We start from the raw sequence: 14,711 nt of genomic DNA, 5'->3' as shown, positions 1-14,711 counted from the left end.
CACGGAGGTGAGCGGTCCCCGCCGGGGCCGGGCGCCTCAGTGCCCCGCCACCGGGTGGGGCGTGTACGGCTCGGCGAGTTCCTCGAGCTCCTTGTCCGTCAGGGCCAGGTCGACCGCCGCCACCGCGTCCTCGATGTGGGACGGCTTCGCCGCGCCGACGACGGGAGCGGTGACCGTGTCCTGGTGGAGCAGCCAGGCGAGGCCGACCTGGGCGCGGGGCACGCCGCGGGCCTCGGCGACGCGGGCGACCGCCTCGACGATCGCGCGGTCGCCCTCCTGGTAGAGGGTGCTGCCGAACCGGTCGGTGGCGCTGCGCTCGGTGGTGACGTCCCAGTCGCGGGTGAGGCGGCCGCGGGCCAGCGGGCTCCAGGGCAGCACGCCGACGCCCTGGTCGGCGCAGAGCGGCAGCATCTCCCGCTCCTCCTCGCGGTAGAGCAGGTTGTAGTGGTTCTGCATGGACACGAACGTGGTCCAGCCGCGCAGTTCGGCGGTGTACTGCGCCTTGGAGAACTGCCAGGCGTACATCGAACTGGCCCCGATGTAGCGGACCTTGCCCGCCTTGACGACGTCGTGCAGCGCCTCCATCGTCTCCTCGACCGGGGTGTGCGGGTCCCAGCGGTGGATCTGGTACAGGTCGACGTAGTCGGTGCCGAGGCGGCGCAGACTGTGGTCCAGCTCGGTCATGATCGCCTTGCGGGAGAGGCCCGCGCCGTTGGGCCCGGGCCGCATCCGGCCGTGCACCTTGGTGGCGAGGACGACATCGTCGCGGCGGGCGAAGTCGCGCAGCGCCCGGCCGACGATCTCCTCACTGGTGCCGTCCGAGTACACGTTCGCGGTGTCGAAGAAGGTGATCCCCGCTTCCAGCGCCTGCCGGATCAGCGGCCGGGACGCCTCCTCGTCCAGGGTCCACTCGTGGTTGCCGCGGCCGGGGTCGCCGTAGGTCATGCAGCCCAGGCAGACGCGCGAGACCTCCAGGCCCGTCGAACCGAGCTTCACGTACTGCATCGTTGCTGCTCCTGCCGTCGGGAACGGTTGCTGTCGCAGGAGCGAGCGTACGTGTTCGCGCGCACTCGAGGCGGGGTGCCGCTCAGCCGTTCCGCAGGAGGTCCAGGCCCCGCTCCCAGCCGAACTCCCGTCGCTCACCGTCCCGTCCGCCCTCCACCGCGTAAGGGTCGGCGAAGCGGACGCCCATGCCCCGCAGCCGGGCCACGGCGTCCCGGTAGGCGGGATGGACGGCGAGCGCGTCGGCGACGCAGGGCAGGACGGCGATCGGCACGCCGAGCCCGGCCGCCTCGCACAGGGTGCCGACGGCGAGGGTGTCGGCGATGCCCGCCGCCCACTTGTTGACGGTGTTGAAGGTGGCGGGGGCGACCACCACCGCGTCGGGCGCCGGGAAGGGACGGGGGTCGCCCGGACGGCGCCAGGCGGAGCGGATCGGGCGGCCGGTCTGCGTCTCGACGCCGGCGGCGTCGAAGAAGCCGTTCATCGCCGTCGGGGTGGCGATGACACCGACCTCCCAGTGCCGCTCCTGCGCGGCGGTGATCAGCTTGCTGACGTCCGCGGCGACGCCGGCGGCGCAGACGACGACGTAGAGGAAGGGCTTGTCGGTCACCCCCGCACCCTAGCCACGCAAAACCGTTTGCCGGTACCGGGCGGCAGGCCCCAGGATCCTGCCCATGTCCACGCACTTGTGTCCGCTGCCCTGGTCCGCCCACGCCGTCGTCGCGGTCCGGCAGCAGCAGTCCGGCGCCCGGGAAGGCACCACTCCCCCGCGCCCGTGACCGCCGCGCTGCTCGCGGGGCTGCTGGCCGGGTACGGCATCGCGATCCCCGTGGGCGCCGTCGGCACCTACCTCGTCTCCCTCTCCGCCCGCACGTCCCTGCGCACCGGCGTGTCCGCGGCGCTCGGCGTCGCCACGGCCGACGGCCTGTACGCGCTCGCCGCGGTCCTCGGCGGCTCCGCCCTGGCCTCGGCGCTGCGCCCCGCCCTGGGCCCGCTGCGCTGGGTGTGCGTCCTCGTCCTGGCCGCGCTGGCGGCGTGGGGCGCGGCCGGCGCGATACGGCAGTACCGCGGCCGCCGGCTCACCACACGGGCCGCACCGGCGCCCCCGAGCGCCCTGCCGGCGTATCTGACGCTGCTGGGCATCACCTTGCTCAACCCGACCACGGTGATCTACTTCGCGGCACTGGTCCTCGGCTCACAGGGCGGATCGGCGGCCGGGGCGGCGGAGCAAACCGTCTTCGTGACGGCGGCCTTCGCGGCGTCGGCGAGCTGGCAGGTGCTCCTGGCGGGCGGCGGCGCCCTGCTGGGCCGGGCCCTGACCGGCCACCGGGGGCGGCTGGCGACGGCGCTGGTGGCGAGCGGGGTGATGACGGCACTGGCGCTACGGATGGCACTGACACCGGGCTACGTGTAGCCCCTTTGGCGTTCGAGGAGCGGGGTGCGGGGCGGAGCCCCGGCATGGGAAGGGCAAGGGCGGCGGGGCGGAACAGCTGCCCCACGCCCCAGCGGCCCCCGCACCGCTCACCGCGCCCGCGCGAGCAGCGGCGTGACGTCGTCCTCCGGCGCCTTCGGAAGCGTGCCGACGACCGCCGTGCACAGCTCCGCCAGGAAGGCGTCGCCGCCGGCCCGGGCCCGGGCGCCGCGTACACGCTCCATGCCGACACCGTCACCTCGTGGAGGCCGACGAGGCGAGCGACGCGGAGTGCTGCTCGATCGGCGCGGCCTGCGTCTACGCGGTGTACGACCCCGCCGCCCGCACCTGCGCGGTCGCCCTGGCCGGACAGCCGCCCGCCTCACCGGAGGCAGGCCGAGCCGCCGCTCGCGGGGGGACGCCGTCGTACCGGGTGAGGACGTCGTCGGCCCAGACGCAGCGCAGCTCCGTGCCCCACACGGCGAGCCCGAGGCCCGCGTGCGTGAGCAGGGACCGCAGGACGGGTCCGGCCGAGCCCTCGAGCAGATCCGCCGGGCCGGGCGGTCGGGGGTCCGGTGCTGTCACGATCCAGCCTCCCGGTGCCGGTCACACGCGTGCCGCACGTCGGGCCGCCCGGAGAGGACGGCGGGGCGCGGAGGGGCCCGCGTCCATGGAAACGGGGTCGTGCCGCTGCTCTCAACCCGCCCGCCCGGCCTGCCCGCGCGGCGGGGGTCGGACCATGTTTCCCGGGCACTGGTCCTCCACGGCCGGGACACGCCGCCCGGCGCGGACGACTTCCGGGTGCGGCGGGTGGGGAGCGATGATCGACCCGACCGCACAACGCGAGAACGATGGGACGGATGCCATGCCTCTCGAAGGCGAGTACGAGCCCAGCCCGACGGCCTGGGTGCGGGAACAGGTGGACCTGATCGAGCGGTCCGGCGGCACGGAGGGGACGACGCTGCAGGGCAAGCCGGTCGTCGTGCTCACCAGCCGGGGCGCGAAGAGCGGCAAACTGCGCAAGACCCCGGTGATGCGGGTGGAGCACGACGGCCGGTACGCGGTGGTCGCCTCGCTGGGCGGTGCGCCGAAGCACCCGGTCTGGTACTTCAACCTGAAGGCCCATCCGCAGGCCGAGCTCCGGGACGGCACGGCCAAGTGGGACGTGACGGCCCGTGAGGTCACCGGTGAGGAGAAGGCCGAGTGGTGGAAGCGCGCGGTCGAGGCGTTCCCTCAGTACGAGGAGTACCAGAAGAAGACCAGCCGGGAGATCCCGGTGTTCGTGCTGGAGCGCTCCGCCCAGGGCTGACGGGGCCGGTGCGGCGGTCCGGGAGATTGTCCCGGACGGGTCGCGCATGAAGCCCCGGCCGCCGGGCACACGAGCGTCAGGCCCCGCCGCGTTCCCCCGTCGCGGCGGGGCCCTCCCATGCCTCCGCCGCGCCGCGCTCGGTGACGTCCAGGAAGACCTGGGCCGCCTCGGGGACCACGCGGACGATGGACCGCTTGATGCGCACGGCGACCTCTTCCACCCGCTCGCTGTCCAGTCCCGGCACAAGGTCGACACGGGCGGCCACCAGGGCGGTGTCGAGGCCCGTCTTCATGGTGAACAGCGCCTCCACGCTGTCGATCTCGGGCTGGGCGCGCAGCAGTTCCCGGATCCGGTCGCTGGCCCGCGGGTCGGCGGCCTCGCCGATGAGCTGGTCGCGGGCCTCGCGGCCGAGCCGGTAGGCGACGTATCCCAGCAGCAGCCCGATGGCGAGCGAGGCGGACGCCTCCCACACCACCTGCCCGGTGATCATGTGCAGCGCCATGCCGGCCATGGCGAGGGTGACGCCGACGACCGCGGTGCCGTCCTCGGCGATGACGGTGCGCAGCGCCGGATCGCCCAGTCCGCCGCCCTGACGGCGTACCTGGTAGAGGGCGCGCAGCAGCGAGCCGCCCTCGGCGAGGAGGGCCACGCCGAGCACGACCAGCCCGGCGACGTACCCGCTGAGGTGCTCCTCTCCCCCGCTCCGCAGCGCGTCGATCCCCTGGTAGAAGGAGAAGCAGCCGCCCATCACGAAGATGCCGACGGCCGCGAGCAGCGACCAGAAGAACCGCTCCTTGCCGTAGCCGAAGGGGTGACGGCGGTCGGCCGGACGGCGGCTGCGGCGCAGGGCGGCGAGCAGGAAGATCTCGTTCAGGCTGTCCGCCACCGAGTGCGCCGCCTCCGACAGCAGCGCGGGGGAGGACGCGACCAGGCCGCCTACGGCCTTGGCGGCGGCGATCACGAGGTTGGCCGCGAGCGCCACCAGGACGGTGAGCCGCGTTCTGCGATCCGATCGTGTAGTCACGACGGGCAATTGCCCCGGTCGGCCCAGCTCATACCGTGCGGTCGGGGGAAAACGGGGAACGCGGTGACAGGGACGACGTGAAAACGACGACAGAGGGAGACCACCATGGGCGGCCGCGACGACGCGGGCGGCGGCAACAGCGCGTACGGCAGGAAGGCGTTCAAACGGTCCCCGGCGCACTTCCAGGACCGGATCACCGCCGACGGGCGAGACGGGTGGCCGGTGGAGGCCGGGCGTTACCGGCTGGTGGTGAGCCGCGCCTGTCCCTGGGCGAGCCGGGCGCTGGTGTCCCGGCGGCTGCTGGGACTGGAGGACGCGGTGTCCCTGGCCGTCGCGGACCCGGTCCAGGACGACCGCAGCTGGCGTTTCACCCTGGACCCCGACGGCCGCGACCCGGTGCTCGGCATCCGTTACCTCAGCGAGGCGTACGACCGCCGGGAGACGGACTACCCGGGCGGGGTGAGCGTGCCGGCCGTCGTGGACGTGCCCAGCGGGAAGCTGGTCACCAACGACTACCAGCAGATCACCCTGGACTTCGCCACCGAGTGGACGGCCCTGCACCGCGAGGGGGCGCCCGACCTGTACCCGGAGAAGCTGCGCGACGAGATCGACGCGGTGATGGACGACGTCTTCCGGGACGTCAACAACGGGGTGTACCGCGCGGGTTTCGCCACCGGGCAGGAGGAGTACGAGGCCGCCTTCACGCGGCTGTTCCGGCGGCTGGAGTCGCTGGAGCGGCGGCTGGAGCGGCAGCGGTACCTGGTCGGGGACACCATCACCGAGGCGGACATCCGGCTGTTCACCACGCTGGTGCGGTTCGACCCCGTGTATCACGGCCACTTCAAGTGCAACCTGTGGAAGCTGACGGAGAGCCAGGTGCTGTGGGCGTACGTCCGCGACCTGTACCAGACGCCGGGGTTCGGCGACACCGTCGACTTCGACCACATCAAGCGGCACTACTACCAGGTGCACACCGGCATCAACCCCTCCGGCATCGTCCCCCTCGGGCCCGGCCTGTCCGGCTGGACGACTCCCCATCACCGCGAGGAGCTGGGCGGCCGGCCCTTCGGCGACGGCACCCCGCCCGGCCCGGTGCCGCCCGGTGAGGAGATCCCGGCGCCGGGCCGCCCCTGACCCACCATCCCTGACGACCGACCCGATCTAGGAGAAGCGACGTGGCGAAGAAGAGCAAGAAGGCGAAGAAGAAGCTGCCCCTGGCGTACAAGCCGATCGGCTTCGCGCTGGGCTGGACCGGCGGCACCGTGGCGGGCATGGCCTTCCAGAAGACCTGGAAGGTGATCAAGAAGGAGGACAACGCGCCGGACGCGCTGGACCGCGACCGCGGCTGGGGCGAGATTCTGCTGGCCGCGGCGATTCAGGGGGCGATCTTCGCGGTGGTGCGGAGTGCGGTGGATCGCGCCGGGGCGAAGGCGATCGAGCGGTCCACGGGGACGTGGCCGGTTCCCGACAAGGGGGGCCGCGACTGAGCCCGACGCCCCGGGACTCCGCCCCGGACCCCGCTCCTCGAACGGCCGGTGGGGCTGACCATGGTCAGCCCCACCGGCGTTCTCACCCCTGCTTCGGTGCCATCGGCACGCCCCTCCGCACGGTGAAGGAGTGACCCGCCGGGTCGGCGTACCCGCGTTCCTCGGCCGCGCCGGACGGGTCCCCGCTTTCCACAGGGCGGCCGCCCAGACTCACGATCCTGCGTTCCACCCCGTCCAGATCCTCCGCGACGAACTCCAGGTGCGCCTGGAGGGAGTTCTCCGGGCGCGGCCAGCTCGGGGCGGTCGCGTTCATGTCGCGGCGCAGGGCGAGGCGGAAACCCTCGCCGGTGCGGACCTCCACCCGGTTGGCGCTCGCGTCGACGTGCTCCGCCTCCAGCAACTCCTTGTAGAACTCGGCGAGTTTCTCGGGTTCGGCGCAGTCGAGCACCACCACGCCCGTGGTCACCAGTGCCATGTCTCCTCCGCGGCCTCGGATGCGGGGCGCTCCGGCCCCCTCCGGTGACACCTGTCCGCGCTCACCGTTTTCACTCATCGATCAAAGTGGCGAGAAACTCGGTCACAGAGCGAAGACATATGTCATTCGAACATGCTCAAATGCAGTCGTCCGCAGGTAACTTGCTTACAGGGAACCGGTGTTGGGACCGGCGGCCCTTCCGGGAGCTTGGAGCAGGCTGGAGGCGATGGCGTCGTGCGGTTCGAACCCCCGCCGCTGACGCGGCATCTGCGCGTGCGCCGCGACCGGGGCCACACCGTGCTGGAGTTGCACGGTGAGATCGACATCGCGGCCGCCGGGGAGATCGTGCCGCACCTCGATCTGGCGACCGCCGACCCGGACGCCCGAGTCGTCATCGATCTGACCCACATCACCTTCTTCGACCTCTCCGGGCTGCGCCTGCTCCACCGGGCCCGGCACCGGCTCGCCGACGGACACCTGCAGTTGGTGTGCGTCCATCCGCTGACCCTGCGGGTGCTGAGGGTCACCGGATTGACCCGGCTGCTGCCGCCGTGGCCCTCCCTGGACTCGGCGCTGACCGCGCCCGGGTCGAGGTCCGGGCCCGCGTAGCCCGCCGCGGGTCCGCCCGCCCGTGCGCCCCCTCCGTGCCCCCGGTGCCGGGGCCGGTCCCCCAACTGCCCGGTCTGTTCCGTGAGATGGCGGGCATCCGGACGGGAGGGAAGGAGGGCCGTCGCCATGACGACTCCGGTGAAGCGACCGACCGCGCGCGTGCCCGGCTGGGTGAAGGCGCTGGGCGCGACGGTGGTGGTGCTGGCCGTGCTGTTCGCCGGGATCCGGCTGAGCGTACTGCCGGGCCTGAAGGACCTGTTCGGCACGGAGACCCGCGACCGCTCGGGGCCCGCGCTGCTGGAGTCCATCCAGGACATCAGCCGCTACGACGCCGCCTCGGGCAACTTCCAGGTGGTGGTGGACCTGGAGAAGGACACCAAGTTCCTGCCGGACGCGGTCCGCGGCAGCCGCACCCTGTACGTGGGCGCGGGCACCGTGGACGCCTACGTGGACCTCGGCGGGCTGAAGGAGGGCGACGTCCGCGTGGACGAGGACCGCACCTCCGCCTCCCTGCGGCTGCCCCACGCCCGTCTCGGCACTCCCGCGCTGGACGTGGACCGCTCCTACGCCGTCTCCAAGCAGCGCGGCCTGCTCGACCGGCTCGGGGATCTGTTCTCGGACAACCCCAACAGCGAACAGGCCGTGCAGAAGCTCGCCGTGCGGCACATCCGGGAGGCGGCCGAGGAGAGCGAGCTGACCGCGCGGGCGGAGGCCAACACCCGGGAGATGCTCCAGGGCCTGCTGCGCTCCCTGGGCTTCGAACGGGTGCGGATCACCTTCGGCGGCTGACCGGACTGTCCGGTCCGACCGGGGGTAACCGCCGTAGCACTCACGCACCTTGACGACTGGAGGACTTCCGATGGCCCGCGCTGCCCCCCGACCGCTTCCGCTGCCCCTCAGGCTGCTGGTGCTCCTGTGCGCCGTCGCCTTCATGGTGGTCTTCGCGGTGGTGCTGGCCCGGCTCACACTCCAGCCGTCCCCCGCCTCGGAGGCCCTGACGCACACCAACCTGCACCCGGGCCGCTCCCTGCAGGCCTATCTGGACCAGCCGGCGCTGCGTGACGCGTTCAAGCAGATCGGCGGCAACATCCTGCTGGGTGTGCCCTTCGGGGTGCTCGCGCCGGTCGTCGCGCCCCGCACCCGGGGATTCCTGCGGATCCTCTTCCTGACGGCCGTGGTGATGCTGCTGGTGGAGGTGGCGCAGGGCGCACTGGTCACCGGCCGCGCCTTCGACATCGACGACGTCATCCTCAACACCGCGGGTGCGCTGCTCGGTTATCTGCTCGTGGGCCGGCGGATGAGCCGGGCGGTGCACACGCACCGCAAGAAGGAGTGAGCCCGCGGCACAGCGCGCCGTACGCCTCCGTCCCCGGCGGGCGGAGGCGTACGGCTGCCTAGGGCTGCTCCTTCTGCTGCTCGCGGACCCGGGGGGCCTGGCGCGAGGACCACGTGAACTTGTCCCCGCCCACCCAGCGGACCGTGTCGGGGTCGTCCAGGTCGTGCACCCTGATGCCGTACGCGGCGGCTGCCTGCAGCACGTCGGTGATGTCCCTGGCCTCGCCGACGACCTGTCCGTCGATCTCCACGATCCGGAACGGCGGAGGTCCCGGCTGCACCCCGAGCACCGTGATCCGCGGCTGCGACATGTACGGACTCGCGCTTTCGGTCATGCATCGAGAGTAGACCCAAACGGCATGATCACGGCTTTCCGGGCATAAGGCCCGAGGTGCTCAGGGGCGGCGCCAGACGTCGTTCGTCAGGTGCGAACCGGCCTGCGGCCCCATGCGGAGCATCCCGCCGTCCACGCTCCACGAGGCGCCGGTGACGTACGAGGCGTCGGGGCCGGAGAGGAAGGCGATCACCGCGGCGACCTCCCGGGCGTCGCCGGGGCGGCCGAGGGGGATGCCGGGGCGGCTCTCGGTGCGCGGGTCGGTGTCCTCCTGGCCGGTCATGGGGGTGGCGATCTCGCCGGGGGCGACCGCGTTCACCGTGATGCCGTGCTCGGCCAGTTCCAGCGCCATCACCTGGGTGAGCAGCCCGAGCCCGCCCTTGGCCGCGCAGTACGGGGCGGCCCCCACCCGCGGCTGGTGCTCGTGCACGGAGGTCACGTTGACGATCCGGCCGCCCTCACCCTGCCGGATCATGTGCCGCGCCGCCTTCTGCGAGCACAGGAACGGGCCGAGCAGGTCGACGTCCAGGACCTCGCGCACCGTCTCGGGCTCCAGGTCGAGGAACGGCGTCATGGTGCCGGTGCCGGCGTTGTTGACCAGCACGTCGACACGTCCCAGCCGTTCGCACAGCGCGTCCACCGTGTCCGCGGCGCCGGGCAGCGCGGTCAGGTCCAGATGGACGACCTCGGCGCGGCAGCCGTGCGAGCGCACCTCCTCGGCGGTCTCCTCCGCGCCCTCCCGGTCGCTGTGGTACGTGATGCCCACGTCCATGCCGGCGGCGGCGAGCCGTACGGCGGTGGCCCGGCCGATGCCGGAGTCCGCGCCGGTGATCACGGCGACCTTGCCGTTGACGGGGGTGGAGAGGGACATGCGGGCCTCCTCGTCGTCGGTGTCCGGGGTGCCGGGTCGCAGTACCCGCGGCGGCGCGGGCCAATCTCCGCCGGACGCGGCGTGCGGCCCCGGGCGCCCTGGGGAACCCTGGAGCGAGGAGGTGACCATGGACCCCGTCGAGGCGCTGGAGGACATCGCCTTCCTGCTGGAGCGGGCGCTGGCTCCGACGTACCGCGTCCGTGCCTTCCGCACCGCGGCGCGGACGCTGGCGGAGCTGGGCCCGGACGAGGTGCGCGAGCGGGCGGCCGCCGGGACGCTGGAGCGGCTCAAGGGCGTCGGGCCGAAGACCGCGCAGGTGGCGGTGGAGGCGCTGGACGGGCAGGTCCCCGGGTATCTGCGCAAGCTGCGCGAGGAGGCCGAGCAGGAGCCCGCGGACCGGGCCGGCCAAGAGCTGCGTGCGCTGCTTCGCGGGGACTGCCATCTGCACTCGGACTGGTCGGACGGGGGCAGCCCGATCGAGGAGATGGGCCGCACCGCCGCCGGTCTCGGCCACGAGTGGGCGGTGCTGACGGACCACTCCCCCCGGCTGACCGTGGCGCGCGGGCTGTCGGCCGAACGGCTGCGGGAGCAGCTGGGCGTGGTCGCGGCGCTGAACGAGAGGTGGGCGCCGTTCCGGCTGCTCACCGGCATCGAGTGCGACATCCTCGAGGACGGCTCCCTCGACCAGGAGCCGGAGCTGCTGGAGCGACTGGACGTGGTCGTGGTGTCCGTGCACTCCAAGCTGCGGATGGACGCCCGGTCGATGACCCGCCGGATGGTGGCCGCCGTGCGCGACCCGCACTCCGACGTCCTCGGGCACTGCACCGGGCGGCTGCTGAGCGGGCGGGGACGGCCCGAGTCGGAGTTCGACGCGGACGAGGTGTTCGCGGCGTGCGCGGAGACCGGCACCGCCGTGGAGATCAACAGCCGGCCCGAGCGGCTCGACCCGCCCCGGCGGCTGTTGCGGCGGGCGGTGGACGCGGGGGTGCTGTTCTCCGTCGACACGGACGCGCACGCGCCCGGGCAGCTGGACTGGCAGATCCTCGGGTGTGCCCGCGCCGAGGAGTGCGGGGTGCCGCCCGAGCGGGTGGTCACCACCTGGTCGCTGGAGGAGCTGCTCGCCTGGGCGCGGGAGCGCAGGACGCCGGCCGGAGTGACGGGCGGCGGCGGTGGTACCCGTACCGGTCCGCGAGGAGAGGAAGGACCTTCATGACACGGGCGGCGGTCTTCGACGTCGACGGCACTCTGGCCGACACCAACCATCTGCACGTCACGGCCTGGTGGGAGGCGTTCCGGCAGGCCGGGCACCAGGTGCCCATGCACGCCGTCCACCGGGCCGTGGGGCTGCCCTCCACCGACCTGATCGCGCACGTCCTCGGCGAGGACCGGGACACCTCCCGCGACGCGGAGCTGAGCGCCGCGCACAAGACGCTCTACGGGCAGTACTTCGACCGGCTGCCCGCGCTTCCCGACGCAGGGCGGCTGCTGGAGCGGCTGCACGACGGCGGCTGGACGGTGGTGCTCGCCACCTCGGCCGGCGGGGCGGAGCTGGGCGCGCTGCGCCGCGCGATCGACGCGGACCGGGCGATCTCCGCGACGGCGAGCGCCGATGACGTGGACGAGGGCAAGCCGGCGCCCGAGCCCGTCGAGCACGCGCTGGAGCTGGCCGGGGTGCCCGCCGAACGCGCGGTGTTCGTCGGCGACACCGTGTGGGACATGCGGGCGGGGACCCGCGCCGGGGTGCGCTGTGTGGGCCTGCTGTGCGGCGGCATCCCGCGCGCCGACCTGACCGAGGCGGGCGCGGACGTGGTGTACGACGATCCGGCGCACCTGCTGGCGTCGCTGGCCGACTCCCCCTTGGCATGAGATTGCGCATGCTTGCCCACCGGTGCGACAGGGAAACCGCAGGTCCATGACGCGGGTGATCAACGGGACGGGGAGCGACAGAGCGACGACGGGACGGCTGGCCCGGGCCGTGGACGCGGTGCGCTGGGAGACGCAGTCGGTCGGGCAGGCGGCGCGTGCCGCGGTCCGCGGGCCGGGGCGGGAGAGGGATCTGCTGGTCCAGTCGCTGAAGGCGGCGCTGGCGGCGCTCCTGGCCTGGCTGGTGGCCCAGGTGTGGCTGAACGACCCGATGGCGCTGATGGCCCCGTGGGTCGCGCTGGTGCTGGTGCAGGCCACCGTCTACAGCTCGCTGGTGACGGGGGCGCGGCAGTTCGCCGCGATCTGCATCGGCGCGCTGGTGGCGTCGGGGGCGCAGGCGGTCACCGACGACACCACGGGCGCGCTCGCCCTGTCGGTGCCGGTCCTGGTGCTGCTGTCGAACTGGCCCCGTTTCGGCGACCAGGGCATCTACGCGGCGACCACGGCCGTGTTCACCATCGCGTCGGGCACGGTGAGCGTGGAAGCGGTGGGGCACAGGCTGGGGCAGGCCGCGCTCGGCGCGGTCATCGGCGTCGCGGTGAACGCGCTGATCCTGCCGCCGGTCCACCTGCGGGACGTGCGGGAGAACCTGGCGGCGCTGGCCAGGGAGGCGGGCGAGGTGCTCAGCGCCGTCGCCGGGGACCTGCGCGACGGCGAGTGGGACGCGCAGACGGCCGTCGGCCGGCTGAACGCGGCGAAGCGGCTCCAGGACCGGCTGGACGCGCTGCGCTCGGCGCGCGGCTGGAGCCGGGAGAGCCTGCGGCTGACGTCCGGGGCGCTGCGCAAGCTGCACCGGGCGCCGACGGATGCGCTGCCGCCGGAGGACGAGGACGAGCGGCTCGGCCGGATCACCGGTCATGTCACGGCGTTGACCCGCAGTCTGGCCGTCGCCGCGGACGAGGAACGCTCCCCGGCCTCACCGGACCCCGAGGTGCTGGGCTCCTACGGGAAGCTGCTGGAGCTGCTCGGGGACAGCTGCCGCGCGGAGGCGGACCGGCTGCTGGGCGAGGAGGAACCCGGCGACCCGCTGCTGGACGAGCGCACCGAGGCGGCGATGCGGGACCTGCACAGCGCGCTCCAGGAAGGGCTGACCAAGGAGGCCGGCCAGGGCGCGGCCCGTACGGCGGTGCTGGGCACACTGGTGCTCCAGGCGGAGAACCTGTGGGCGGACCTGAACCCTCAGGCGCGGGGCCGCTGACCGTCGCCGCAGGTGGTGACGCACGTCACCGCGGTACAGGGCCGTGGGCGGAACACAGCGAGGCCGTTGCCCGTTGAACAGACCGTGGGTGCGGATGGGACAGTGTCCCCGGGCCTCACCATTCGCCCACAGGGACGATCGTTCGGCTGAAGCCCTGTGGAGCCATTCGCCGAGAGGCGACCGCCATGCGCACCCACCTGATTGCCGCCCCGGCCGTGATTCCCCCGTCGCGGCCGGGGCTCCATTCCGTGTCCCCACTCTTTTTCGCGCCCGTCCGACCGCGGCCGGCGTGAGCGCTCCCGTGCGCGGGGTACCCGGACCGCTCCGCGGAGCAGTGCGGCCGGAGGGAGCGGAACGTGAGCAGCGCAGCGGGACTCAGGGTCGTCGTCACGGGCGCCACCGGGAACGTCGGGACCAGCGTGGTGCGGGCCCTCGCGGAGGAACCGGAGGTGGGTTCCGTGCGAGGGCTGGCGCGGCGGATCCCCGACTGGTCGCCGCCGAAGACCGAGTGGGCGGCGGTGGACCTGGCCTCGGACCGGTTCGACCTGGTGCGGGAGTTCGCGGGCGCCGACGCGGTGATCCATCTGGCTTGGGCGTTCCAGCCCACGCACGACCCGGCGACCACCTGGCGCAGCAACGTGCTCGGCAGCATGCGGGTGTTCGACGCGGTGGCCCGGGCCGAGGTGCCGGCGCTGGTGCACGCCTCGTCGGTGGGGGCCTACTCCCCCGGCCCCAAGGATCACGCGGTGGACGAGTCGTGGCCGACGCACGGCTGGCCGGACGCCGCGTACTGCCGGGAGAAGGCGTATCTGGAGCGGGCCCTGGACATCGTGGAGCGCGACCGGCCCGCCCTCCGGGTGGTACGGATGCGGCCGGCGTTCCTCTTCAAGCGCGAGTCGGCGAGCGAGCAGCGGCGCATCTTCGGCGGGCGTTATCTGCCGGGGCAGCTGGCCCGTCCCGACCTGCTGCCGTTCCTGCCGGACATCCCCGGGCTGCGGATGCAGGTGCTGCACACGGACGACGCGGCGCAGGCCTACCGGCTGGCGGTGCTGTCCGGGGAGGCACGGGGGCCGTACAACCTGGCGGCGGAGCCGACGGTGGACGTGGAACTGCTGGGCGAGATGTTCGGTACCCGCCGGGTGCGGCTGCCGCGCGCCGCGGCCCGGTCGGCGGTCGCGGCGGCGTGGGGGCTGCGGCTGCTGCCGGCCTCCCCGCACCTGTTCGACGCGGTGCTGCGGCTGCCGCTGATGGACTGCACGCGGGCGCGGGTGGAGCTCGGCTGGCGGCCGACGCGCACGGCGACGCAGGTGGTGGAGGAGTTCCTGCGGGGCATGCGGCAGGGCGCCGGGGAGAACACGGCGCCGCTGCACGGCAGCGCGGTCGGCTGAGCGGCACGGTTGCGCGGGGCCGCGCGGGGTACCCGCGAGGGCCGTACGGATGAAGGGAGAGCGTCGTGACCGACCATCGCCTCGAGGGACCCGGTGAGAACGGCGTGGGTGTCCCCCGGGACCTGCCGGACCAGCAGGCCGGCCCCGACGAGGACCCCTGGGAGGTCGCGCCGGCCGCCGCCGAGCGGGAGAGCGAGCGCAAGGCCGAGGAGTCGGAGGAGCCGGAGTCCGAGGAGGACGTCCCCGACACGGACGAGGCGGGCACAGGCCGCCAGGGGGCGCCCCACTCGGCGGCGTCCTACCCGGAAGCGCCGGTGCCGGACGAGTCGACGGGCTGACGTTCCC

At 73.4% G+C, this 14,711-nt stretch carries 20 protein-coding genes; 12 read left to right on the top strand and 8 right to left on the bottom strand.

Annotation, left to right across the window (positions count from 1 at the left end; genetic code table 11):
* Positions 1-36: 36 nt before the first annotated feature.
* A complete protein-coding gene (locus MTR79_RS14245; RefSeq protein ID WP_189364528.1) occupies positions 37-1,005 on the bottom strand; it encodes an aldo/keto reductase in 969 nt (322 codons plus the stop codon).
* Between the two features lie 82 nt (positions 1,006-1,087).
* Entirely contained in the window at positions 1,088-1,612 is a 525-nt protein-coding gene (locus MTR79_RS14240; protein ID WP_086703629.1) for a flavoprotein, read from the bottom strand.
* 165 nt (positions 1,613-1,777) lie between these two features.
* Here MTR79_RS14240 and MTR79_RS14235 point away from each other — a divergent pair, with 165 nt between their 5' ends.
* The gene (locus MTR79_RS14235) at positions 1,778-2,416 is read left to right on the top strand and encodes a LysE family transporter (RefSeq protein WP_086703630.1); all 639 of its coding nucleotides are present in this window, start codon (positions 1,778-1,780) and stop codon (positions 2,414-2,416) included.
* Positions 2,417-2,523: 107 nt separating this feature from the next.
* Here the strand turns inward: MTR79_RS14235 and MTR79_RS33590 are convergent, their stop codons facing one another.
* Positions 2,524-2,658, bottom strand: a complete 135-nt coding sequence (locus MTR79_RS33590; RefSeq protein ID WP_279954235.1) for a hypothetical protein — start codon at positions 2,656-2,658, stop codon at positions 2,524-2,526.
* Between the two features lie 73 nt (positions 2,659-2,731).
* Positions 2,732-2,998 (bottom strand): hypothetical protein, encoded by a 267-nt coding sequence (locus MTR79_RS14230; RefSeq protein WP_189364530.1) that lies wholly within the window; start codon positions 2,996-2,998, stop codon positions 2,732-2,734.
* Positions 2,999-3,278: 280 nt separating this feature from the next.
* Here MTR79_RS14230 and MTR79_RS14225 point away from each other — a divergent pair, with 280 nt between their 5' ends.
* Positions 3,279-3,722 carry a nitroreductase family deazaflavin-dependent oxidoreductase gene (locus MTR79_RS14225; protein WP_086703632.1) on the top strand — a complete coding sequence of 148 codons (444 nt, stop codon included), beginning with the start codon at positions 3,279-3,281 and terminating at the stop codon, positions 3,720-3,722.
* Positions 3,723-3,798: 76 nt separating this feature from the next.
* Here MTR79_RS14225 and MTR79_RS14220 read toward each other — a convergent pair whose 3' ends face one another.
* A complete protein-coding gene (locus tag MTR79_RS14220) occupies positions 3,799-4,746 on the bottom strand; it encodes a cation diffusion facilitator family transporter (RefSeq protein ID WP_107500474.1) in 948 nt (315 codons plus the stop codon).
* Between the two features lie 105 nt (positions 4,747-4,851).
* Here MTR79_RS14220 and MTR79_RS14215 point away from each other — a divergent pair, with 105 nt between their 5' ends.
* Positions 4,852-5,880, top strand: coding sequence for a glutathione S-transferase C-terminal domain-containing protein (locus MTR79_RS14215; RefSeq protein WP_086703636.1), 1,029 nt, complete (start codon positions 4,852-4,854; stop codon positions 5,878-5,880).
* Between the two features lie 41 nt (positions 5,881-5,921).
* The gene (locus tag MTR79_RS14210) at positions 5,922-6,233 is read left to right on the top strand and encodes a DUF4235 domain-containing protein (RefSeq protein ID WP_086703637.1); all 312 of its coding nucleotides are present in this window, start codon (positions 5,922-5,924) and stop codon (positions 6,231-6,233) included.
* 82 nt (positions 6,234-6,315) lie between these two features.
* Here MTR79_RS14210 and MTR79_RS14205 read toward each other — a convergent pair whose 3' ends face one another.
* On the bottom strand, positions 6,316-6,708 hold the full coding sequence (locus tag MTR79_RS14205) for a VOC family protein (RefSeq protein ID WP_086703640.1): 393 nt from the start codon (positions 6,706-6,708) through the stop codon (positions 6,316-6,318).
* A 234-nt stretch (positions 6,709-6,942) separates the two neighbouring features.
* On the opposite strand from MTR79_RS14205, the gene MTR79_RS14200 reads away from it, so the two are divergent.
* The 3 genes from MTR79_RS14200 (at position 6,943) to MTR79_RS14190 (ending at position 8,653) form a co-directional block, all read left to right on the top strand.
* Positions 6,943-7,317 (top strand): STAS domain-containing protein, encoded by a 375-nt coding sequence (locus MTR79_RS14200; protein WP_244790491.1) that lies wholly within the window; start codon positions 6,943-6,945, stop codon positions 7,315-7,317.
* 126 nt (positions 7,318-7,443) lie between these two features.
* Complete coding sequence (locus MTR79_RS14195) at positions 7,444-8,106, top strand: DUF4230 domain-containing protein (protein WP_189364532.1); 663 nt, start codon at positions 7,444-7,446, stop codon at positions 8,104-8,106.
* A 70-nt stretch (positions 8,107-8,176) separates the two neighbouring features.
* Complete coding sequence (locus MTR79_RS14190) at positions 8,177-8,653, top strand: VanZ family protein (protein ID WP_107500478.1); 477 nt, start codon at positions 8,177-8,179, stop codon at positions 8,651-8,653.
* A 58-nt stretch (positions 8,654-8,711) separates the two neighbouring features.
* On the opposite strand, the gene MTR79_RS14185 is transcribed toward MTR79_RS14190, so the two are convergent.
* Positions 8,712-8,987 carry a hypothetical protein gene (locus MTR79_RS14185; protein WP_048454930.1) on the bottom strand — a complete coding sequence of 92 codons (276 nt, stop codon included), beginning with the start codon at positions 8,985-8,987 and terminating at the stop codon, positions 8,712-8,714.
* Positions 8,988-9,047: 60 nt separating this feature from the next.
* Positions 9,048-9,857, bottom strand: a complete 810-nt coding sequence (locus MTR79_RS14180) for an SDR family oxidoreductase (RefSeq protein ID WP_048454931.1) — start codon at positions 9,855-9,857, stop codon at positions 9,048-9,050.
* A gap of 127 nt (positions 9,858-9,984) precedes the next feature.
* Here MTR79_RS14180 and MTR79_RS14175 point away from each other — a divergent pair, with 127 nt between their 5' ends.
* From MTR79_RS14175 to MTR79_RS14155, 5 genes are all read left to right on the top strand, one after another.
* On the top strand, positions 9,985-11,070 hold the full coding sequence (locus MTR79_RS14175; protein ID WP_244790488.1) for a PHP domain-containing protein: 1,086 nt from the start codon (positions 9,985-9,987) through the stop codon (positions 11,068-11,070).
* The gene (locus MTR79_RS14170; protein WP_244790486.1) at positions 11,067-11,723 is read left to right on the top strand and encodes an HAD family hydrolase; all 657 of its coding nucleotides are present in this window, start codon (positions 11,067-11,069) and stop codon (positions 11,721-11,723) included. Before MTR79_RS14175 ends, MTR79_RS14170 begins: the two co-directional genes overlap by 4 nt.
* Positions 11,724-11,769: 46 nt before the next feature.
* Positions 11,770-12,978, top strand: coding sequence for an aromatic acid exporter family protein (locus MTR79_RS14165; RefSeq protein ID WP_086704001.1), 1,209 nt, complete (start codon positions 11,770-11,772; stop codon positions 12,976-12,978).
* 356 nt (positions 12,979-13,334) lie between these two features.
* Entirely contained in the window at positions 13,335-14,366 is a 1,032-nt protein-coding gene (locus MTR79_RS14160) for an SDR family oxidoreductase (protein WP_086704002.1), read from the top strand.
* Positions 14,367-14,431: 65 nt separating this feature from the next.
* Positions 14,432-14,704, top strand: a complete 273-nt coding sequence (locus tag MTR79_RS14155) for a hypothetical protein (protein ID WP_086704004.1) — start codon at positions 14,432-14,434, stop codon at positions 14,702-14,704.
* Positions 14,705-14,711 lie beyond the last annotated feature (7 nt).

Origin of the sequence: Streptomyces sp. BJ20, assembly GCF_022869105.1 — a bacterium.
Lineage (GTDB): Bacteria > Actinomycetota > Actinomycetes > Streptomycetales > Streptomycetaceae > Streptomyces > Streptomyces griseoincarnatus.
This window is presented reverse-complemented; position numbering and strand designations above follow the sequence as displayed.